Origin of the sequence: Mycobacterium sp. 1245852.3 (genome assembly GCF_001669335.1) — a bacterium.
GTDB classification, from domain to species: Bacteria; Actinomycetota; Actinomycetes; order Mycobacteriales; family Mycobacteriaceae; genus Mycobacterium; species Mycobacterium europaeum_A.
In genome coordinates this window covers 1-22,021 of the sequence record NZ_LZLL01000488.1, presented here as the reverse complement: position 1 = coordinate 22,021, position 22,021 = coordinate 1, and the positions used below count along the sequence as shown (strand labels likewise).

The 22,021-nt window shown below is 60.8% G+C and carries 18 protein-coding genes and 1 pseudogene; 6 read left to right on the top strand and 13 right to left on the bottom strand.

All coding sequences use genetic code 11. From position 1 onward, the window contains the following. From A9W96_RS21675 to A9W96_RS21665, 3 genes are all read left to right on the top strand, one after another. Positions 1 to 856: GDP-mannose 4,6-dehydratase (locus tag A9W96_RS21675; protein ID WP_067142940.1), on the top strand; the 856-nt coding region annotated here is incomplete at its 5' end. Positions 857 to 864: 8 nt separating this feature from the next. Next, complete coding sequence (locus A9W96_RS21670; RefSeq protein ID WP_067142948.1) at positions 865 to 1,827, top strand: GDP-L-fucose synthase; 963 nt, start codon at positions 865 to 867, stop codon at positions 1,825 to 1,827. Between the two features lie 202 nt (positions 1,828 to 2,029). Further along, positions 2,030 to 2,827 carry a glycosyltransferase family 2 protein gene (locus A9W96_RS21665; RefSeq protein ID WP_067142937.1) on the top strand — a complete coding sequence of 266 codons (798 nt, stop codon included), beginning with the start codon at positions 2,030 to 2,032 and terminating at the stop codon, positions 2,825 to 2,827. Between the two features lie 218 nt (positions 2,828 to 3,045). Here A9W96_RS21665 and A9W96_RS30695 read toward each other — a convergent pair. Next, a pseudogene (locus tag A9W96_RS30695) lies at positions 3,046 to 3,436 on the bottom strand (transposase); the annotation flags it as partial. 408 nt (positions 3,437 to 3,844) lie between these two features. Here A9W96_RS30695 and A9W96_RS33415 point away from each other — a divergent pair. Both A9W96_RS33415 and A9W96_RS30685 read left to right on the top strand, forming a co-directional pair. Beyond that, the gene (locus A9W96_RS33415; protein ID WP_197499601.1) at positions 3,845 to 4,081 is read left to right on the top strand and encodes a CmcI family methyltransferase; all 237 of its coding nucleotides are present in this window, start codon (positions 3,845 to 3,847) and stop codon (positions 4,079 to 4,081) included. Then, entirely contained in the window at positions 4,078 to 4,932 is an 855-nt protein-coding gene (locus A9W96_RS30685; RefSeq protein ID WP_231999774.1) for a glycosyltransferase family 2 protein, read from the top strand. The genes A9W96_RS33415 and A9W96_RS30685 overlap by 4 nt, the downstream gene beginning before the upstream one ends. Before the next feature lie 468 nt (positions 4,933 to 5,400). Here A9W96_RS30685 and A9W96_RS21660 read toward each other — a convergent pair whose 3' ends face one another. Continuing rightward, the gene (locus A9W96_RS21660) at positions 5,401 to 6,186 is read right to left on the bottom strand and encodes a cephalosporin hydroxylase family protein (RefSeq protein WP_067142934.1); all 786 of its coding nucleotides are present in this window, start codon (positions 6,184 to 6,186) and stop codon (positions 5,401 to 5,403) included. A gap of 594 nt (positions 6,187 to 6,780) precedes the next feature. Here A9W96_RS21660 and A9W96_RS30680 point away from each other — a divergent pair. Then, positions 6,781 to 7,551, top strand: coding sequence for a formyltransferase family protein (locus tag A9W96_RS30680; protein ID WP_231999772.1), 771 nt, complete (start codon positions 6,781 to 6,783; stop codon positions 7,549 to 7,551). Positions 7,552 to 7,604: 53 nt separating this feature from the next. Here the strand turns inward: A9W96_RS30680 and A9W96_RS21650 are convergent, their stop codons facing one another. The 11 genes from A9W96_RS21650 to A9W96_RS21600 form a co-directional block, all read right to left on the bottom strand. Next, positions 7,605 to 8,714, bottom strand: a complete 1,110-nt coding sequence (locus tag A9W96_RS21650; protein WP_067142931.1) for a DegT/DnrJ/EryC1/StrS aminotransferase family protein — start codon at positions 8,712 to 8,714, stop codon at positions 7,605 to 7,607. After that, complete coding sequence (locus tag A9W96_RS21645) at positions 8,711 to 9,934, bottom strand: class I SAM-dependent methyltransferase (RefSeq protein ID WP_255362989.1); 1,224 nt, start codon at positions 9,932 to 9,934, stop codon at positions 8,711 to 8,713. The genes A9W96_RS21650 and A9W96_RS21645 overlap by 4 nt, the downstream gene beginning before the upstream one ends. Further along, complete coding sequence (locus A9W96_RS21640) at positions 9,931 to 10,482, bottom strand: dTDP-4-dehydrorhamnose 3,5-epimerase family protein (RefSeq protein WP_067142925.1); 552 nt, start codon at positions 10,480 to 10,482, stop codon at positions 9,931 to 9,933. The genes A9W96_RS21645 and A9W96_RS21640 overlap by 4 nt, the downstream gene beginning before the upstream one ends. Then, positions 10,479 to 11,567, bottom strand: coding sequence for a CDP-glucose 4,6-dehydratase (gene rfbG / locus A9W96_RS21635; protein WP_231999776.1), 1,089 nt, complete (start codon positions 11,565 to 11,567; stop codon positions 10,479 to 10,481). The genes A9W96_RS21640 and rfbG overlap by 4 nt, the downstream gene beginning before the upstream one ends. Beyond that, positions 11,555 to 12,328 (bottom strand): glucose-1-phosphate cytidylyltransferase, encoded by a 774-nt coding sequence (gene rfbF / locus A9W96_RS21630; protein WP_067142919.1) that lies wholly within the window; start codon positions 12,326 to 12,328, stop codon positions 11,555 to 11,557. Before rfbF ends, rfbG begins: the two co-directional genes overlap by 13 nt. 78 nt (positions 12,329 to 12,406) lie before the next feature. After that, entirely contained in the window at positions 12,407 to 13,198 is a 792-nt protein-coding gene (locus A9W96_RS21625) for an ABC transporter permease (RefSeq protein WP_231999770.1), read from the bottom strand. After that, a complete protein-coding gene (locus tag A9W96_RS21620; protein ID WP_067142916.1) occupies positions 13,198 to 13,938 on the bottom strand; it encodes an ABC transporter permease in 741 nt (246 codons plus the stop codon). The genes A9W96_RS21625 and A9W96_RS21620 overlap by 1 nt, the downstream gene beginning before the upstream one ends. Next, positions 13,938 to 14,882 (bottom strand): daunorubicin/doxorubicin resistance ABC transporter ATP-binding protein DrrA, encoded by a 945-nt coding sequence (locus A9W96_RS21615; protein ID WP_067142913.1) that lies wholly within the window; start codon positions 14,880 to 14,882, stop codon positions 13,938 to 13,940. Before A9W96_RS21615 ends, A9W96_RS21620 begins: the two co-directional genes overlap by 1 nt. A 170-nt stretch (positions 14,883 to 15,052) precedes the next feature. Continuing rightward, positions 15,053 to 17,968 (bottom strand): RND family transporter, encoded by a 2,916-nt coding sequence (locus tag A9W96_RS21610; protein ID WP_067142910.1) that lies wholly within the window; start codon positions 17,966 to 17,968, stop codon positions 15,053 to 15,055. Between the two features lie 88 nt (positions 17,969 to 18,056). Then, positions 18,057 to 20,948, bottom strand: coding sequence for an RND family transporter (locus A9W96_RS21605; protein WP_067142907.1), 2,892 nt, complete (start codon positions 20,946 to 20,948; stop codon positions 18,057 to 18,059). Continuing rightward, a complete protein-coding gene (locus tag A9W96_RS21600; RefSeq protein WP_066871599.1) occupies positions 20,945 to 21,364 on the bottom strand; it encodes an MmpS family protein in 420 nt (139 codons plus the stop codon). The genes A9W96_RS21605 and A9W96_RS21600 overlap by 4 nt, the downstream gene beginning before the upstream one ends. Between the last annotated feature and the right edge of the window lie 657 nt (positions 21,365 to 22,021).

Below are 22,021 nucleotides of genomic sequence, written 5' to 3'. Positions count from 1 at the left end.
ACTGCTCTTGCACTACGGCGACCTCACCGACGGCACCCGCTTGGTGACTTTGCTGAGCACCATCGACCCCGACGAGGTTTACAACCTTGCTGCGCAGTCGCACGTGCGTGTCAGCTTTGACGAACCGGTACACACCGGCGATACCACGGGCATGGGATCGATCCGACTGCTCGAAGCCGTTCGCCTTTCTCGAATCGACTGCCGCTTTTACCAGGCATCCTCGTCGGAGATGTTCGGTGCGTCTCCGCCGCCGCAGGACGAGCAGACGCCGTTCTATCCGCGTTCGCCATACGGTGCCGCAAAGGTCTTCTCTTACTGGGCCACACGCAACTATCGCGAAGCCTACGGCTTGTTCGCGGTGAATGGCATCCTGTTCAATCATGAATCACCTAGGCGCGGTGAAACATTCGTTACCCGGAAGATCACGCGAGCAGTTGCACGCATTAAAGCCGGCATCCAGTCAGACGTCTACCTCGGCAATCTCGATGCCGTTCGCGACTGGGGTTATGCGCCCGAATATGTTGAGGGGATGTGGCGGATGCTGCAGGCGGCCGACCCCCAAGACTTCGTCCTGGCGACCGGGCGCGGTTACACCGTGCGCGAGTTCGCTCAGACCGCTTTCGACCATGCCGGCCTCGACTGGCAGAAGTATGTGAAATTTGACGACCGCTATCTGCGGCCCACCGAAGTGGATTCGCTGATCGGTGATGCCACCAACGCCGCCGAATCGCTCGGGTGGAAGGCTTCCGTGCACAGCGGTGAATTGGCGCGGATCATGGTGGACGCGGACATCGAAGCGTTGGAATGTGACGGAAAACCATGGATCGATAAGCCGGTCCTCGCCGGCTGGAAATGACTCGAGGTATGAACTCTGCAATCGGCATCCTTGACCGCACGTCGCCGGTATACATCGCGGGGCACCGGGGGTTGGTCGGATCCGCCCTGGTGCGCAGGTTTCAGGCCGAAGGGTTCACCAATCTTCTTGTGCGGTCGCATAATGAACTCAACCTGATGGACCGGGCCGCGACATTTGATTTTGTTGTCGGGGCGAGGCCGCAGGTCGTCATCGACGCCGCGGCCAGGGTCGGCGGCATCATGGCGAATAACACCTATCCCGCCGATTTCCTGTCCGAGAACTTACAGATCCAGGTCAACCTGCTTGATGCTGCGGTGGCCGCGAGGGTGCCACGGTTGCTGTTCCTCGGCTCCTCGTGTATCTACCCGAAATTCGCTCCGCAGCCCATCCCGGAGAGCGCACTGCTCACCGGTTCGTTAGAGCCGACAAACGACTCCTACGCAATCGCGAAGATCGCCGGAATCCTTCAGGTGCAGGCAGTTAGGCGTCAACACGGCCTAGCATGGATTTCGGCGATGCCAACCAATCTCTACGGACCTGACGACAATTTTTCCCCTTCGGGTTCGCACCTGCTGCCGGCCCTCATCCGCAGATACGAGGAGGCGAAGGCGACCGGAGCCCCAAGCGTGACGAACTGGGGCACCGGGAACCCACGGCGAGAGCTGCTGCACGTCGATGACTTAGCCAGTGCATGCCTGTACCTTCTCGAATATTTTGACGGCCCGGATCACGTCAACGTGGGTACCGGTGTCGACCACAGCATCAGTGAGATCGCGGATATGGTCGCCGCCGCGGTTGGCTATACCGGCGAAACGGATTGGGACTCAACGAAACCGGACGGGACACCACGTAAGCTGCTGGATATCTCAACGTTGCGGGGCATGGGCTGGCAGTCCAAAACCCCACTGCGCGAGGGTATTGAGGCAACGGTAGCGTGGTATCGGGCGAACGTGGCGGCCGCGCGGCAATAGAGCGCGTACGAGACGTATACCTGGATCGTCAGTTCCCCAAGGGCATTCTTCGCGAGCATTCGCATGTTAGTGTTATGCGATGCAATTGCTGGATCAGGTTCGTTTGATCGCGCGGGCCGCCCGTTTTTGCCGTCTGAGTCGAATTCATATGAAGTGCCTAACGCCCGGACCCACGCCCAGTGGAAAGCCGTGAAGTAGCGTCATGACTGCGCCGATGTTTTCGATCATCGTCCCCACATTTAACTCGGCCGCGACTCTGCAGGCCTGCATTGAAAGCATCACTTGCCAGACGTACACCGACTATGAACTGGTACTCGTCGACGGTGCTTCCACAGATGGAACCCTCGACATCGCGAACAGTTTTGGCACAGCCCTCGGTGAACGTCTGGTCGTCCACAGTGGCCCGGACCAGGGCCCCTACGATGCCATGAATCGCGGCGTCGCCATGGCGACCGGGGCATGGCTGCTCTTCCTGGGATCCGACGACACTCTGCTTGAGCCGGGCACTCTGGGGTTCGCGGCCGACTTCATTCGTAGCCATGAGCCCAGCGACCTGGTCTATGGCGATGTCGTCATGCGCTCAACCGGGGCCCGCCATGCCGGCGCCTTCGATCTCGATCGTCTGCTGTTTGAGACGAACCTGTGCCATCAGTCAATCTTTTACCGCCGGAAGCTCTTTGACGGCATCGGCCCCTACAACTTGCGCTATCCGATCTGGGCTGATTGGGATTTCAATATCCGCTGCTTCTCCAACCCGGCGCTGGTGACCCGATACATGGACACCGTCATAGCGGAATACAACGACATGACCGGGCTCAGTATGAGGCAGAGCACCGATAGGGAGTTCAGAAAGCGGCTGCCAATGTATTTCTGGGTAGCCGCCTGGGAGACTTGCAGCCGGATGCTGTCGTTCTTCCGAAAGAAGGAGAACCGTCGACTGGCGTCGCGCGCCTTGCTGATCAGGTCCAGAGCCGCATCGAAGGCGCGAGCACAGCAGTAGCGCATGCTTGTTGCCATTCTCTTCCTTCGTCGAGCGGCAATCGTGGACCCGAACGCTTAACCGCTGGCTTCCCGAGTTGGGTCATTCGGTTTAGTGCCTTAAGTTTCCGGTTTTCAGGGCGTTGAGGATCGCCTCGACCTCGGGGCGATTGCCGGTGGGTAGGTGGCGATCACACCGTTGATGTCGATGGTGGCTGAGCGCAGGGGTTTGACGGCTCTTCACAATCGGGGGTGTAGTCGGGGTCTGAATCTGCCGGTTTCCAGTAGGGATCTGGCGATGTAGTTGGTGAGATTGCGAAAGCCGAGGGCTGAGCCGCGGAGGTGTTCGAGGCGGCTGTTGATTGCTACGGTCGGCCCGTTGGAAGTGCCCGGGCCGGTCGAGGTAGGCCAGGATGTCAGCGGCACGCCCTTTCAGCGTCCGCCCGAACGTGATGACTTCCTGCAGAGGCCTGGGGACGCCGGCGCTCAGCGTGGTGATCAGCGCGGCCATCATGGTGCGGCCGGTCTTGCCGTCGGGGTGCCGATAGGCGGCAACGGTGCGCTGATACATCGTCCAGGTGGCCTCGACCTCGGCATGGGCATCGATGGAGAACAGGGCGGTCAGCCGGGTCTCTGTTTGTCGGTGTTGTTGTGGTCGAGTGTAGGAACCCGAATCGTCACCCACCGAGGCCCCACCTCAACTCAGCGACACGCAACCGCCGTGATCAACCGCCCAACTACACACTCTCATTTCGGAAGAACCGTTAAACTTGTGGAGTCATTGCGCATCGCACAACCCGGCTCTGGTGATCCACATGGCGGCGCAGGCGTTTGTGCGGCGAAGTTATGCTGAGCCGTTCGAGGATGCTGGTTTTGGGACAGGGAGAAGAGTACGAAGTGCGAATTGAGATAGGAAAGCGCCCTTGAAGGGGCACGAAAGAGTTGTCGCTGAATGTTCCGAGGAATTCGCCGAACAGGGAAAACTCCAAGAGCTTACTCTCCTTTCTCCTCAATGGATTTCCGCGTCCACTAGTGCTCGATACTTATACCATTTTGCCGCGCTTGGACGCCCGCAGGATATTGCGGCGACGATTGTCGAAGACCTGCCGGTTGGTGCCCATCCGGATTTCCCTGGGGACACGGTGACAACCCGAAAACCGTCGTTTGGAAGTACCTTGAGACCCATTCGGAGTTCGAGATCGATGACTCCATGGAAAACAAACTGATAATCTCGGTAGCGCCACGCGGGTTCCTGCGCAGAAAGATATCAACGTGAATGGCAAAATTCGAATAAGTATCGGCATTCCCGTGTACAATGGCGAGGCGTCTCTTGAGCAGGCTCTCAGATCTATAAATTCTCAGTCGTTCCGTGACTACGAGGTGATCATCTCTGACAATGCGTCCACGGATAATACAGCTCAAATCTGTCGAGAAATGGCTGCAGCCAATCCGCGAATAAAATACTTTTGCCAGGAAAGTAATATCGGCGCCGCTGCCAATTTTAAATTCGTTTTGGATAAAGCAGCCGGTGAATATTTTCACTGGCTTGCAGCAGACGATACGCGGTCAAGCAATTTCTTGGAATTGAATGTCAACTTCCTGGATGAAAATGTCGACTATGTAGCGTCAACCTGCCCGAACAGGTTCGAGGGCCAGGCTGAAGCGGACAATGTCACCTTCTCGCTTGTCGGCACTCCTGGCGAACGCTTTGCGGGCTTTTTGGACCATTGCTGGCAATCTCACGCTGTGTACTATTCCGTGGTTCGGACCGCAATCCTGCGCCAATGTGATGTCGTTGGTCAGTCATTCTGGGCGGCAGATTGGGCGATCGATCTGTTCCTTGCCTCGCGTGGAAATATAAATCGAACCGATGACGGCTGGTTGGAACTCGGTGCGGCGGGAGCGAGTAGCCGCCCAGACGCATGGCGTGTTTTCAGTAATGGTCGCATCGAAGCTGTACTGCCGTTCTTCACTTTCTCGGCCTATGCGCTCAAATTGGCCAAGTCTTTCCCTCTGACCGACAGGGTGTCACTATTGTTTCGGCTCGTGATACTCAACTGGCACGGGGCCTATGGGAAAGCATTCAGCGCGTTGTTGCGGTACAAGGCCGCTCGGCGCCCAGGCTGATGGGCAACGGAATGTTGCGCAGTATCAAATAGTGCCGACGTGCAGTCGAGGGCGAGCATCTTCTCCTGCGCGTCCCGGCCATCTAAACGCCCGGCCGCGAGTTGCCGGTGCCAAACCTCAGCAGTAAGCGCCTCAAGGTCCTCGTGGTCGAGGCCCAGTTTCCGAACCTCGGGCGCCAGACTGAGCGCCAGCAGAAGGTGCTCTGCCTCGGCCGGTACCGGCGCCGCCGGAGCGCCTCCTCTCGCACGCGTTTCGACGTTGGCCCATACGTCTGCCGCAAACCTGTCGAGATCTGGGACCGTGTGGAGTGGTTACGAAACCAACGACTCCGCCATGTGTGACGTCATGGGGCTGGGACGCGGACTTCCGCGAGCTACCTGGGAGCTGTGGCGATCTCCCGCGCAAGGCCCGTCTGTGAAGCCTCCGTGGGAGGTCAAATCAAGACTAGTCCCAATTCCCTTGGCGGCGTTAGTGCAAGCGGCGCAGATACCCGTCCGGTGCCATGGTTACCTGTAACCTTTGCGGGATTTTGCGGTCAATCTCGAACTCGGAATGCGACTTGAGAAATTCCCAGACTGCCGTCTTCGGGTTGTTGCCAGGGCCCCACGGCCGGTCGGGGAACTTGTCCGCGCTCAAGTCCTCGATGATGGTATCGAAAACTACGCAATAGCTATCCGGCGTCACTAGAGGTGCATAGGCCGACAATTCCGCGAGGACGTGCTCATGCGTATGGTTGCTGTCGAGACAGACGAGCACTGGACCATCGCAGCGCGCCAGATCGTGAACCTGTTGAATTATGTCTGGCTCGATGCTGGATCCTTCAATCATCGAAATGTATTGGCACATGGGGTGGGCTTCTATCGCAGCCCGATTGTGAGGCCGTATCTCGATATCGACGCCGATGACCTGCCGGCTGGAAGCACGCACGTCAAGAGATGCGTTATCGGTGATCGCGTCACACACGTCGAGCAGCGCGAGCATGGAAGCGCTGAGGATCAAAGAACCTCCATGCGCGATTCCTGTCTCGACGATCACACGAGGCTTAACGTTCCAAATCAACTCCTGTAGACAGACCATGTCCTGCGGGTATTGGATGATAGGCCGGCCGAGCCACTCGAAGTTGTACGAGTAGCGGCGCGTGAGGCTTCGATCGGTCCATTCGGACGTTAGGCGAGCGATTTCTTGGTCTTTGGCGAGAGCCTCCACATTCTCGACCACGCTCCGCTGATGTTCTGTCTGAGTGTGTTCGGCCACGTTCCCGCTCCTAAGGTGGTTTAGAGGGCCTCAGCTCAAGCTGGGTCGAGAGCCGAGCCCGCCGGTGAGGATGATACTTGTGTCGATTTTCAGTGTCTTCCTACCCGAGACGCTGGCGATTCGAGCCGGCAGTGTCCGCACCCGGAAGTCGCGCCAAGGGACGGACCACGATCTTCGTCGCTGTTCAACTCGTTGGCGACAATGCGACATTAATCCTTGCGCTCTAGCCGAGACCGGGCCAGGGAAGCCGTGCCGGCCCGAAAACTGGCCCGAAGTACGAGATGCGAGCCAGGTGCGGGTGAGTGTTGCGCAAGAACGGATCGACGCGTCACATCGCGATCCAGGAGTCTATGGGTGATGCGTGATCGATTGCAGGAAACCGTCAGCGCTGAGAAGATCGATGCGCGCCTGTCCTTTTTTGCCGGCCCGATCGCTGCCGGCGTGCGGGCCCCTCCGCGCGAACGACGTTAGCTACGATCTCAGGACGACGCAAAGATCGTGCCGAGCTAACACGAGATGACGGAGGACGACGTGAAGCGCGTCCCGGACGTTCCGCACCAAGTGGCAAAGAAACCGGTCTGATCGACAACGAAGATGGAGAGCAGCGACCGATCGAGCGATGTGGCAACGAAGCGCATCGGTATCTTTGCGGATGGGCAGGTCGGCTATTCGATCCTCGAGAAATTAGTCGCTTATGCGCCGGAAAGCGTTGTTGCGTTGATAACCGACAAAGAGGCGATTCCCGGTGAGTTCGACGTTCCCGAGGGATGCGAAGCGAAACTTTGGCAGGAACAGGACGAATCGGAGAGGGCGGACTGGCTGCTGTCAAGGCGGCTCGACATCATCATCCTGGCTTGGTGGCCGTATTTGCTCAAAGAGAGGATCCTAGGTGCGGCGCCAGTCATTCTCAACACTCATCCAAGTCTGCTCCCGTACTGCCGCGGAAAAGATCCTAATTTTTGGGCAATTGTCGAAAGCGCACCCTTTGGGGTGACACTTCATCACGTAAATGCCGCGATCGATGCCGGCGAAATCGCCTTTCAGAAGGAAATACCTGTGTCCTGGTCTGACACGGGAGGAACGCTATATCAGAAGGCCCTCACCGAAATGGTCGAGCTTTTTGAAGAAGCCCTTCCGACGATCGTGCACGGCGAAATCCCCCGGATTTCGCAATCGGACGTCGGCAGCCTGCACTATCGCAAGCAACTCGAGCCGGCCAGCGTCATCGACCTCGATGCACCGACGACGGCCAGAGAAGTGCTGAACCGCCTGCGTGCCCGCACCTTCCCTCCGCATCCTGCTTGCCGCTTCATCGACGGCGAGGACGTTTACGAGGCCAGGGTTACCATCGACAAGGTTACGTAGACCTGCTGGACGTCACCCCGCAGGCTATCGATTCCGATCGCCGGGACGCGCTCTCATGCACCGCGAATCTCCCTAATTACGCCGATAACTCGGCGCTGCTCCTCATCGGTGATGTCGTGGAAACTGGGAATGTTGATGGCGCGGTTTGGGATATCGCCGGACCACTTCCCTCCCGACGATCCTGCGAATGGTGGGATCACCGACAACGGATGGAAGAAAACCCGGGCATCGATGTTCTCCGCGGCAAAGGCCGCGGTCAGATCCGCTGCGGTGATGCCCGTCGCTTCGTCGAAAACGACGGTCGGCATCCAGAATCCGTTTTGCGTCCCCGCCGGCTCGGGGTTCATCGATATGCCTTCGACGCCGGCCAGCCCGTCGTTGTAAGCCTGGAAGATTTCTCGCTTCCGCGACGTCAAGGCTTCGATGCGTTCCATCTGCCCACAACCAATGGCCGCCTGGATATTCGAGATCTTGTACTTGAAGCCCACCATGTCCGGCCAGAACTGCTTAGTCTGGCTTCGCGCGCGGCCGTGGTTGCTCAGCGTAAGGACATGTTCGTATAGGTCGTCGTCGTCGGTGACGAACATACCGCCCTCACCGGTGGTGACCGTCTTGGTGCCGTGAAACGAAAAGGTTCCAAAGCAGCCCATCGAACCGGCGCGCTTGCCGTGGTAGATCGAACCGATGGCTTCGGCCGCATCCTCGATGACCGGGATATCGTGCTTCTCTCCGATAGCCAAGAGGCGATCCATCTCACAGAGGTTTCCGTACAAATGCACCGCGAGAATGGCTTTGGTGCGCGGTGTGATCGCGGCTTCGGCCAATTCCGGGTCGACGCACCAACTTTCGGGCAGGATATCAACGAAGATGGGCTTGGCCCCCAGGTGGACGATCGGCGCCGCCGAGGCGATCCAGTTGGTGTCGGCCATGATGACCTCGTCACCGGGCCCGATTCCGAGCGCAGCCATGCCCATGTGCAGTGCGCCCGTGCAACTCGACGTGGCGATCGCGTGCTTGACGCCGAGATGCTCCTTGTACGAGTTCTCGAAGCGTCCGATGTATGCGTAGCACTGCTCGCCCCAGCCGTTGGCCGCGGCATCGGTGGCGTAGCGAACCTCGAGTTCGGTGATCGATGGCTTGGTGTAGGCGATACGGGGCTTCACAGGAAGCTCAATTCGGGAACCGCTATCACGAAAACCGCGCCTCCTTTGACAAGATCTTTCAGCTGCGTCCGCACTTCTTGAGCGATGTTCCTGGGCAGGATCACCACGTAGTCTGGCGAATTTTCCCACAGCGCCTCGGGCGAGCGGATCGGAATATGGCTTCCCGGCAGGAATTTCCCTTGCTTGGACGGTGCGGCATCACAGACGTAGGGCAACAAGTCGGGTCTGATACCGGCGTAGTTCAGCAAGGTGTTGCCTTTGGCGGCCGCTCCGTAGGCCGCCACTCGTCGGCCGGCACGCTTCTGTTCGATCAGGAAGGCCACCAGATCGTCCTTCACCCGGTCGGTTCGCTTCTGGAACTCGGTGTAGGTCTCCAGCCGAGTCACGCCGAACTCGTCCTCGCGCGCGAGCAGCGCCGCGACCCGCTTCGTTGTGACGATCGCAGCCTCGGTGTGGCACCCGTACACCCGCAGGCTATGGCCGTGGGTCGGCAATTCCTCGACGTCCCACACGCGCAGGCCGGCTTCGGCGAAGATGCTGGCCACCGCGGTGAGTGACAGATAGGAGAAATGCTCGTGGTAGATCGTGTCGAACTGGGTCTGGTTGATCAACGGGACAAGGTGCGGAAATTCAAGTGTGACAGTGCCTTCTGGCTTGAGCGCGGCAGCCAATCCCCGGGTGAAGTCGTTGATATCGGGCACGTGGGCGTACACATTGTTGCCGGCGATCAGGTCCGCCGACCGTCCTTCATCTGCCAACCGGCGACCTAGGGCTTCACCGAAGAATTCCCGCATGACTGGGATGCCCAGCGTTTCAGCTGCCGCGGCCGTGCTTGCCGTCGGCTCGATGCCCAGGCAGGGAATCTCCGCTGCCACAAAGTTTTTCAGAAGATAGCCGTCGTTAGAGGCGACCTCGATGACGAAACTCTCGGGCCCAAGTTGCAGCCGGTCGGTGATCATGCGCGCGTAGCCGGCGGCGTGATCGAGCCAACTGCTCGAAGTGCTGGAGAAGTAGGCGTAGTCGGCGCTGAACAATTCCTCAGCTTGGGCGTAGTCCTCGGTTTGCACCAACCAGCACCGGTGACACACCTTCACCCGCAGCGGGTAGTGCACCTCCGGGTTGGACAGCTCCTCGGCGTAGACGTAGGCGTTCGAGGGGGGTGCAAAGCCCAGGTCCACAAAGCTGTGTTCCAACGCCATGCCGCAGTGTCGGCATTTCATAACGCGACTCCGGTGAAATCGGCACCCAATAGCGGGTGGGAAAGGTCACGGGGTGAAAGGTCTTGCGGCGGCAATGGCCAGGTAATGGCGAGACGCGGATCGTCGTGCCGTAGCCCGCCCTCGGATGAAGGGTTATAGAACGCGGTGTGCAGGTACAGCAACTCGCTGTGGGGCTCCAAAACCTGGAAGCCGTGGGCGAAACCCTCAGGGAGGACTAGCATTTGCGCGTCGTCTTGGGCTAGCTCCTGGGCATGCCACTGCAAGAACGTTGCGGATCCGGCGCGCACGTCGACCGCGACGTCCACGACCCGCCCGCGAAGGCAGCGGATCATCTTCATCTCCGCGTGCGGTGGGTGCTGGAAATGCATGCCGCGCACGGCGCCGACGCTGCTGGTCCGGGAGTGATTGATCTGCACGATCTGACGCTCGCCTAGGACCGGCTCTAGTTCCTCGGCGCAGAAGAGGCGGGTGAAGGCCCCTCGGGCATCCCGATGCGGCACCGACTGCACAATCTTGAGGCCGTCTAGCGGCGTTTCAAGGATCTTCATGTTGTCGCCCAGCCCAATCCCGCGCTGGCCGCATCGGCGACATAGGCCGCCAGTTCTCCAGCGCTCGGGAGTGCACCCGATTCCATCAGGAGCCGATACCAGTTGGCCGTGTGGTGGATCGCCTGGTCCAGCTTCCATACTGGACGCCATCCCAACTGCATCCGCGCCTTGGCGCTGTCCAATTGCAATAGGCGCGCCTCGTGCGGCTGGGGATCAGATGTCACTTGCCAGCGCAGCTGCGGCCAGGTGTGCGCAAGATCGTGGAGCACCTGCTCGACGGTCCGATTTCCTTCGCCGTCCGGCCCAAAGTTCCACGCGTCGGCGCAGGCCGCGTCACCCGCCAGCAGTCGCTGACCCAGCAACAGGTAACCGCTGAGGCAATCCAATACGTGCTGCCAGGGTCGGGTGGCGTGCGGCGAGCGAATAACGAGCGGCTCGCCGGCGGCGACCGAGCGCACCAGGTCTGGTATCAGTCGGTCCTCTGACCAGTCACCGCCGCCAATTACGTTGCCGCCCCTGGCCGTTGCGAGCAGCGGAGCCGACGGCTGTTGCAGAAACGCGGTCCGAAAGCTCCCGGCCACCAATTCGGCGCCGGCCTTTGACGCACTGTAGGGATCGTGGCCCCCCAGGCGGTCTCGTTCTCGGTATGCCCAGGGCCATTCGCGATTTTCGTAGCACTTGTCGGTCGTGACGACGACGATGGCACGTACGTCCGGTGCGTGACGGACGGCCTCGAGCACATGTGCGGTGCCCATCACGTTGGTGGCCCAGGTGGTGATCGGCTCGCGGTAGGAGCGACGGACCAAAGGCTGTGCTGCCAAATGGAATACGATCTCAGGCTTTGCGGTGTCGAATACCCGACGGACTTCCGCTTCGTCGCGGATGTCGATGCGGTGATCCTGGATCGCTAGTTGCAGCAGGTTCCAATGACTGGGCTCAGACGTCGGATCCAGTGCGATACCGGTGACTTCGGCGCCCAGCGATTGCAGCCACAGACACAACCAGCTGCCTTTGAAGCCGGTATGTCCGGTGACCAACACCCGGCGACCTCGATACGCCGATCCGAAAGCGTTCAATTCCAGCATTTCCACGGCGCTTTGCCGCCACTCCAGAGTTCTTCGAGCATGTTCTTGTCCCGCAGCGTGTCCATGGGATGCCAAAAGCCGGAATGCTCGAACGCCATCATTTCGCCATCGGCAGCGAGACGAGCCAAGGGTGGGCCTTCCCATGAGGTCTGGTCGCCCTCAATGTAATCGAGCACTGAAGGCGACAGGACGAAAAACCCGCCGTTGATAAGACCGCCATCGCCTCGCGGCTTCTCGACGAACCCCGTAACTTGTTCGCCAGCGCACTCCAGGGCCCCATAGCGTCCCGGCGGGAGCACCGCGGTAACCGTGGCGTGGCGGCCGTGTTGGCGATGGAATTCGATGCTCGCGCCGATGTTCACATCGCTCAGCCCGTCACCATAGGTAAAGCAAAACGCTTCATCATCCCGGATGTAGGCTTCCACTCGCTTGAGGCGCCCGCCCGTCAGTGTGTTCTCACCCGTATCCACCAGCGTCACGCGCCAGGGTTCCGCATGGTGCCGGTGGACTTCCATCTTGTTAGCGGACATATCAAATGTGACGTCCGACATGTGGAGGAAATAATTGGCAAAATATTCTTTAATTACGTACCCCTTGTAACCGCAACACACAACAAAATCGTGGATACCGTGGTGGGAGTAGAGCTTCATGATGTGCCATAGGATTGGCCGTCCGCCGATCTCCACCATGGGTTTGGGACGGATCGTGGTTTCTTCGCTGAGGCGAGTACCAAACCCGCCAGCCAACAAAACGGCTTTCATTGGTATCCCTTTCGACAGCTCCGTCGGCTACTCCCGGGTCTTGAGCGCCTCAGCCATGTCGCTCTGAAGCTCGCTCTACTACGCGCTGGCCTCGGCGGCCAGCCGATAGCCGCGCAAGGCTACCGGCATAAACACCGCGAGTAGTATGACGGCCCACGCAAGCGTTATCGTCAATGGCCACACGATGGGGCCACCGTGAGCGAGGGACCGCATCGTTTCGATGGGCGGCGAAATCGGTTGCATGCGGATCAATGGTTGAGCCCAGTCCGGAAACAGCTTGATGGGAGTGGCGCCGGGATTGACAAACGTTAGCGCGAAAGTGGCGCTCAGCAGCCAGGTCATCGCGGTGCGGCCATTCTTGCGGATAGCCATCGCCATCACCAGAGCGGTGAACCCGGTCACCACGATCGACGGAACAAACAGGAAAAGCACTGCCGCAGGCCAACCTTGGAGGAAGCGCAGCCCCATTGCCAGCCCAAGGGCGGTGATCAAGACGGTACCGATGAACGTCCGCACCACCTCGGCGATGATCCAGCCGGTGATCGCGCTGGCTCGGTGAATCGGCAGCACCCACATCCGGCTGAGTAGGCGCGACTCCCGGTCCATGGTGATGCCGACCGAGTTGCCCAGGGATCCGAACAGCCCGGAGATCACCGCGCACATGGGGACGATCCCGTAAACGCTGTCCACACCCGTGACCTTCTGCACCTGCTCGCCCAGCACGATCTTGTAGATGAACAGCAGAAAGACGGGAAGGAGCAGAGACCCCATGAGCACCGCTTGGTCGCGCCGCCATCGAAGCAACAGTCGGCCTGCCTGCACCCAGCTTTGGATCAGCATAGAACCGTGTGGCGCGAGGCGATGCGTCACTAGCCGCGCCTCTGCATGCGCAATGTGATCGCGCCGAAGACCAGCACCATGCCCAGGCACCAGGCCAGGGTGGCCGCCAGGTTACCGAGCGCTACGTGCCCGGAGGCGAGTCCGCGCAGGGCTTCGGCGAACTGCGAAATCGGTTGGTTGCGAACATATGGACGCAGCCACTCCGGAAAGGTCTTCTCCGGGGCGATCCCGGTGGACAGCATGAAAAGCAACAGTTGAGGGACGAACAAGAGGTGGCTGGCGCCCTGGACAGTCTTGGCGCTCGAACCGAGCGCGTCGGCGCCCAGCGTGACGGCCAGGCACAGCAGCAAGGAGATGACGAGGAAGGCTGCCGCGTATCCCAACCCCCCGGTTATCCGAAAACCGAAGGCATAGCCGGTGATCAACGCCACCAGCAGGGACAGGACGCCGCGCATCAAGGTGGCCACGGTGCGGGCTGTTACGGTGGCCACCGCGGGGACGGGCAGGGTCCGCATCCGCTCACCGATCCCAAACAGGTGGTCGCGCGCCGCGCGGTCCGCGGTGAGTAGCCCGACGAAAATCATCGATTGAGCGACCACTGCGGGCAGAAAATACTGCGTGTAACTGACGGGCCCTGTGTCGATCAGGCCGTGCAGCGCCACACTGAACCCCGCCAAATATGCTGCGGGGGAGATGATTTCGAAGATCATCTCGCCATCGCGCGCTGCCGACATCAGCGAACGTTCGGTGAGGGCCGCCAGCGCGCTCATTATCGGGTGACGGTTCGCTCGGTCAGGTGCAGGAATGCCTCGTCGAGCGAGGGCTTACGCAGCGAGATATCGGCGAGTTCGAGCCCGAGCGCGTCGACTCGGCGGAACACCTCGACCAGGGTGGCCACCCCATCCGGCGCGAACACCGACACCGAATTGGTGTCGTTGTCGATGTCGACGCCCTCGAGGCCGTTCAGCGCCGCCGCCACCTGCGGCAGGTCGGCGGGGTTGGCCGGCGTCACCTGGCAGTAGCTGGTACCGACCGCGCGTTTGAGCTCCTCGGCGGTGCCGCTGGCGATCACCTGTCCGTGATCGATGACGACGATCGAGTCGCTCAGCACATCGGCCTCTTCCAGGTACTGCGTCGTCAGCAGCACGGTGATGCCCTGCACCGTCAGCGAACTCACCAGGGCCCACACGTCGCGGCGGCTGCGTGGGTCCAGGCCGGTCGTCGGCTCGTCGAGGAAGAGCACCTGCGGCGGCACCACCAGGGCGCTGGCCAGGTCGACGCGCCGGAACATGCCCCCGGAGTAGGTCGACAGCCGCCGGTCCGCGGCGGCGACGAGATCGAACTGCTCAAGCAGCTCATCGGCACGGGCCTTAGCGCGCTTGCGGTTCAGCCCGCGCAGCCGGCCGAACAGCACCAGGTTCTCCCGGCCCGTCAGCATGGGGTCCATCCCGGTGAACTGCCCGGCCATCCCGATGCTGGCACGCACCTCGGACGGCTGGCGGATGATGTCATACCCGGCGACGCTGGCCCGGCCGGAGCTCGGGCGGATCAGCGTGGAAAGGATGTTGATCGTGGTGGTCTTGCCGGCGCCGTTGTGGCCGAGCACCCCGCACACCGTCCCGGCCGGAACGGAAAAGTCCACGCCGTTGAGCGCGAGCGTGTTTCGCCCGAATGTCTTTGTGAGGCCTACAACCTCAATCGCTAGTGGACTCACCGTACGAGTATTTCACGGTGCTTAACGGCATGCCGACGGTATCGATTGTTTTGCAGCGGGGGAGCTCCGAGCGCTCCAAGCAAAATCATTGGCCTCCAATCTTTCTCGCCGCGCTTTCGCGGATGGCGTCGACCGCCCCGCTATCCGGGCAATGAAACGACGAAAAGCACCTAGACGGTAGGCCGGGCGATCGGGATCTCCGCCGTGGGAGCGTCCATATCGTCATCGTGGTGAAGCAGGGTGCGCACCGCCGGACGTGTGCCCACGGAGCGAAGCAGCAGGCTGGCCGGCCGCGGCCGAACCAATTGCGGCCACCAGAACCAGCGTCCGAGCAGCGCCGCGATGGTAGGCGTCATGAACGAGCGCACGATCAAGGTGTCGAACATCAGACCCAGGCCGATTGTGGTTCCGACCTGACCGATGATGCGCAAATCGCTGACCACCATCGAGGCCATGGTGAAGGCGAACACCAGACCGGCATTCGTCACGACCTTACCGGTACCGCCCATCGCACGAATGATGCCCGTGTTAATGCCGCCGGCTAATTCCTCTTTCATACGGGACACCAGCAGCAAGTTGTAGTCCGATCCGACCGCCAGCAAAACAATGACCGACATCGGCAGCACCATCCAGTACAACTTGATGCCAAAGATGTACTGCCAAATCAGCACGGACAATCCGAATGATGCGCCCAACGACAGCGTCACGGTGCCCACGATGACCAGGGCAGCAATGAAACTTCGGGTAAGAATCAGCATGATGATGAAGATCAGGCACAGCGCACCAATGCCTGCGATAAACAGGTCGTACGTGGAGCCGTCGCGGAAGTCCTTGAATGTCGACGCCGTGCCCGCGATGTAGATCTTGGAGTTTTCCAGCGGCGTGTTCTTGAGCGCCTCCTCGGCCGCCAGCCGGATCTTGTCGATGCGGTTCACGCTTTCCGACGTTGCCGGGTCGCCACGGTGCGAAATGATGAAGCGAGCGGCCTTTCCGTCCGGCGACAAGAACTGCGCCATCGCGCGCTTGAAATCCGCATTCTCGAAGATCTCGGGGGGCAGATAGAACGAGTCGTCATTTTTGGAATCGTCGAACGCCTGGCCCATGGCGGTGGCGTCCTTATCGTTGCTATCCATCTGGCCGATGATTCCGGACATGGTGCTGTGATTGGTCAGCATCATGTTCCGCATGTCCTCGGACATCGCGATCATCGGCGGATACTGCTCGAGCAGCTGCGGCATCAGCCGGTCCATGTGATCGAGATCTTGGAGCAGACCCACCATCTTGTCGCTGAGCGTGTCGACACCGTCGAGAATCTCGAAGATCTGCCGCAACGACCAACATATCGGGATGTCGTAGCAGTGCTTTTCCCAGTAGAAATAGCTGCGTAGCGGCCGGAAGAAGTCCTCGAAATCCGACATTTTGTCGCGGAGTTCCCAAAGGACGACGGCCATTTCTTTGGTCTTCACGATCGAGTCGTGGGTGATGTCGGTCATGCGTTTCTGGAGCGAATAAATGCGCTTCATGATCTCGATCTGCTTGGCCATCATGTCGGCCTGAACGAGCATGTCGTCCATGCGCGCCTGCATGTACTTGATGTCTTGACTCATGGTCGCTTGTTGCATGCTGAGCAGGAACGGGATCGAGGTGTGCTGGATCGGCGTCCCCTCGGGGCGGGTGATGCCCTGGACACGGGAGATGCCGTGAACCCCGAAGACTGCCTTGGCAAGTCGGTGCAGGATCAAGAAATCCGCCGAGTTCCGCATGTCGTGATCGGATTCGATCATCAGGATCTCGGGCATCATGCGTGATTGGTTGAAATGGCGGTCTGCGGCGGCGTATCCCACGTTGGCGGGAACGTTGTCCGGCATGTAGAGCCGGTTGTTGTAGCTCGTCTGGTAGCCGGGTAGCGTCACCAAGCCGACCAGGGCGACCGCAATGGTCGCGCACAGGATTGGCGCAGGCCAGCGCACGATCGCCGTGCCGATCCGCCGCCACCGGCCGAACCCGATCGTCCGGGTCGGATCGAACAAGCCGAAGCCGCTTCCGACGGTCAGAACCGCCGGCACCAGTGTCAGGGCGATCAACACCGAAATGAGCATGCCCACCGAGCAGGGCAGGCCCATGGTCTGGAAGATGGGCATGCGGGTGAAGCTGAGGCACAGCATGGCTCCGGCGATGGTCAAACCGGAACCCAACACGACGGGTGCGACGCTGCGATAGGTGGTGAAATACGCGGTCTGCCGATCTTCACCCGCCTGGCGCGCCTCTTGATAGCGGCCGAAGAAGAAGATCGCGTAGTCCGTGCCGGCGGCCATGGCCAGTGCCACCAGGAGGTTGACGGCAAACGTCGAGAGCGCCATCCAATTGTTATTGGCGATGAAGGCGATGACACCCCGGGCGGCGAAGACCTCGATCCCGACGGTGACCAACAGCAGAATGACGGTCGTGATCGAGCGGTACACCATGAGCAGCACGACAAAGATGATCAAGGCGCCGATCATGGTCATCTTCAAAATCGACCGGTCACCGGCGAGCTGCATGTCGGAGAACAGCGCCGAGGGGCCGGTGACATAGGCCTTCACCCCGGGAGGCGGTGGCGTGCGCGCGATGGCATCGCGGACCGCCGCCACGGATTCCTGGCCAAGGGTGGTGCCCTGGTTGCCCGCCAGGTTCAGCTGCACATAGACGGCCTTGCCGTCCGGGCTCTGGGCGCCCGCCGCGGTGAGACGATCGCCCCACAGGTCCTGCACATGCTCGATATGCTTTGTGTCGCTTTTTAATTCACCGACCAGCTTGTCGTAATAGGCGTGTGCCTTGTCGTCAAGCGGCTGTTGCCCTTCCAGGACCAGCATCGCGAAGCTGTCCGAGTCGGACTCTTTGAAGTCCTTGCCCATGCGCTGCATGGCCTGGACCGCCGGCGCGTCCTGGGGGGCGAGCGGCACCGAATGCTGTTGGCCCACAATCTCGAGCCGCGGCACCCCGAACGTCACCAGCAGGGTCAGCGCCACCCACCCGATGATGATGAACACCGCAAGGTGGCGGATGGACCGCGCGAAGCGCGAAGGCCGGGGTGGGTGCGTGGTCATAGTGCCCTCGACAGGCTGACGACGCTATTGCCCTGTGTCACAGTGTTCCCCACGGTTGCTGTTCCCATCCTGAAGTGGAAGCCGCCACCTATTGCGGCTGCTTCAGGAGCAGTGAACGCACCAACGGACGCGGGCCGGTGTGCCGCAGCATCGTGCTGGCCGGGCGGGGGCGCACCAGCTGTGGCCACCAGAACCAACGTCCCAGCAAGGCGGCGACGGAAGGCGTCATGAACGCCCGCACGATCAGCGTGTCAAACAGCAAGCCCAGCCCGATCGTCGTACCCGTCTGCCCGATGCTGCGTAGATCGCTGACCACCATCGATCCCATCGTGAACGCGAACACCAGGCCGGCGTTCGTCACGACCTTTCCGGTACCGCCCATCGCGCGGATGATGCCGGTGTGGATCCCGGCACCTAGTTCCTCCTTCATGCGGGAGACCAATAGCAAGTTGTAGTCGGAACCCACCGCCAACAGCACGATCACGGAGGTGGAAAGCACGGTCCAGTGCAGCTGCATGTGCAGCAAGTACTGCCATACCAGCACCGACAGCCCGAAGGACGCGCCGAGCGAGAGGAGCACCGTGCCGACGATGACCATGGCGGCGATAAAGCTTCGCGTCATGATCAGCATGATGATGAAGATGAGGCAGAGCGCGCTTACGCCGGCGATCAACAGGTCGAATTTGGAACCGTCCACCAGATCTTTGGTGATTGCCGCGGTACCGGTCAGGTAAATCTTGGCATTTTCCAGGGGAGTGCCCTTGAGCGATTCCTCGGCCGCCGTCTTGATCTGTTCGACCCGCGAGAGGCCCTCCGGTGTCGCCGGGTCACCCCGCTGCGAGATGAGCAGGCGGACGTCCCTGCCGTCCGGCATCATCAACACCTTCTCGACCCGCTTGAAGGAGTCGGAGCCGTTGATGATGCCGGGCGGCAGGTAGAAGGAATCGTCGTTTCGGGAGGCGTCAAACGCCTGCCCCATGACGCTGGGATCCTTTGAGCTGGAATCCATTTGGCCCATGACGCCGGACATGGTGCTGTGCATGGTCAGCATCATGTTGCGCATGCTGGACATGGTTTCGATCATCGGCGGAATCTGCATGACTAGCTCCGGCAGGATCGCGTCCAGCTGATCCAGGTTCTTCACCAGGTCGCCCAGCTTGTCGCTGATCTCGTCAACACCGTCGATCGCGTCGAAAATGGATCGCAGCGAGAAGCAGATCGGGATGTCGTAGCAGTGCTTTTCCCAGTAGAAGTAGCTGCGGATCGGGCGCCAGAAGTCCTCGAAGTCCGACACTCGATCCCGCAGATCCGATGTGATGTCCTGCATTTCGTGCGTCGTCTTGACCATGTGGTGCGTCGTGGCGACGAGCTCTTTCATCAGGTCCAGCATGTGCTGCATGATGCCGATCATCTTCCCCAGCTCGTTGGCCTGGGTGAGCATGTCGTCCATGCGGTCTTTTTGGAAGGCCATGTTCTGCATCTGGCTCGCCTGGCCCATGCTGATGATCCACGGAATCGTGGTGTGCTGCAGCGGAACTCCCTCGGGGCGGGTTACCGTCTGAACGGTCGCAATTCCTGGAACCGCCAGAACGCCCTTGGCGAGCTTGTTGATCACCAGCATGTCCGTCGGATTGCGCAGATCGTGATCGGTCTCGATCAACAGAATCTCGGGCATCGACATGCGCTGACCGGGGAAGTGGCGGGCCGCGGCCGCGTACCCGACGTTGGCGGGGATGCTGGCCGGAATAAATTTTTGGTCGTCATAGCTGGGTCGGTAATTCGGCAGAGCCAGCAGCCCGATCAGCGCGACGGCCAAGGACGCGATGAGGATGGGCGCCGGCCACCGGACGATCGCCGTGCCGATCCGTCGCCATCTGCGGGTCGACAGCGCCCGCCGCGGCTCGAACAGGCCGAACCGCGCCCCGGCGGCGATGAGGGCCGGCCCCAGCGTGATCGCGACCAGGACCGCGATCGAGATACCGACGGCACAGGGAATGCCCAGCGGCTGGAAATAGGGCAGCCGGGTGAAGCTGAGGCAGAGCACCGCGCCGGCGATGGTCAAGCCGGAGGCCAACACCACCTTGGCGACGCTGCTGAACGTCGTATAGAAGGCCTCTTCGCGAGTTTCACCGGCCTGCCGTGCCTCCTGATATCGACCGACGAAGAAGATGCCGTAGTCCGTACCCGTCGCGATGACGGCGGCTACCAGCAGGTTCACGGCGAACGTGGTGAGGCCGACCACCCCGAGATGACCGAGTAGCGCGACCATCCCGCGCGCGATCTGCAGTTCCAGGCCGACGATCAACAACAGCAGAATGACCGTGACGATCGACCGATAGACGAGCAACAAGGTCAAGAAGATCACCGCAAGGCTGGCCAGCGTCACCAGCATGACGGTCTTTTGACCCGCGATGTTCATGTCCGCGACGATGGGCGCGGGGCCCGTGACATAGACCTTCAGACCAGGTGGTGGCGAAGCGTCCTGCACGATCTTCCGGATCGCGGCCACGGACTCGTCACCCGCGGCGGCACCCTGGTTACCGTTCAGGTTCACCTGGACGTAAGCGGCCTTGCCGTCCTGGCTTTGCGCGGCGCCCCGGGTCAGCGGGTCGCCCCAGAAGTTCTGGACGTGCTGCACATGCGCGTGATCGTTTTCTAACAGATTGACCAGGCGGTCGTAATACCTGTGCGCGTCGTCGCCAAGTTGCTGCTGGCCCTCCAGCAGGATCATCGCCAGGGCGCCGGAGTTGCTTTCCTTGAAGTCCTGGCCAAGGCGTTCCATGGCCTTGAAAGACGGTGCGCCCAACGGGCTCAGCGACACCGCATTCTCCGCCTCGACCTGCTCCAGCGACGGGACGCCGATGCTGATGAGGACGGCGACCGCCAACCAGCCCAAGATGATGGGAACCGACAAACGATGGATGAGCCGCGCGATCCGTGGTCGCGCGGCCGGCTGGGTCTCCAATGGGGGCGCGCTCATGTTGCCGTCAACACGCAGTAGGTGAAGGCATTCAATTCGTGCGAGATCCTCTCGGCTTTGACGACACCGTCGACCACGATGCGGCAGCCGAGACTATCGCTATTGCCCTGCGCGACCACATTTCCCACGATCGACGGCAACGTCGTCGAGATGTCGAAAGTCCATGGCAGCGGGATGCCATTGATGTGGTTCGGTTCGCCATTGGCGTCGAAGTAGCTGATGTCGGCCATCGAGCCGGCGGGTCCGAAAACCTCGTACTTCACGTGCTTGGGATTGAACGGCTTGGTGTCCTGTTGCCGGGACTCGGCGTAGCTCGGGCGCTTCTCGGAGCCGAAGACACCATGCAACCGCGAGACGGTCATGCCTCCGGCGACGACGACGGCCACGATGACGAGCGGGATCCACAGCCGGCCCAGGAAACTGAAAAGCCCGGGGCCCCTTTTCGTCTTCGGACGGGTCTTGGAAGGGCCGCCTTGCTGCTCGGATTCTTTTGACGATCGACGACCAAAGCCCAGGAAACCGCGTTGGCTAATGTCTCGTCCTTCCGCGATGGTGTTGTCGGGCCGGGCCCGTACCTCCGATTCGACCACTGCACCCCCTCTAGCCGCGCCGTCGCGCCCGCGCGGTGTTCGCCCCCGACCATGCAACTACACATCGGCCGCAATCGCGCCGGGTGACGGCGCTCCGAATGCCAGGCCCGCCGCCGACCAGTCGTTTTTCTTTCACCTCTTGCGGGTCCCGCCCTCGGGGAGCGCGACCAGGTCTTGATGAGTAAACCACGGCAGTCGCTTCCGTATCAGTGCTTTGTCAACGCGATGCGGGATCGTAATGCCTATCGGGTATGCACGACATCTCCCTGATCACGAATCCGCCCGAGGACTCCCGCCCGTCGCACTGACCGGGAAAATCACCACGAGGCGAACGCGTCCGGCTCCGGCGAGGATCCTTGAACCATCTGTGCCAGTGACACGTACGGTGTGTTGTGCTTAGGTGGCGGTGCGACGGGCGGGAGTCCTCGGGCGGATTCGTGATCAGGGAGATGTCGTGCATACCCGATAGGCATTACGATCCCG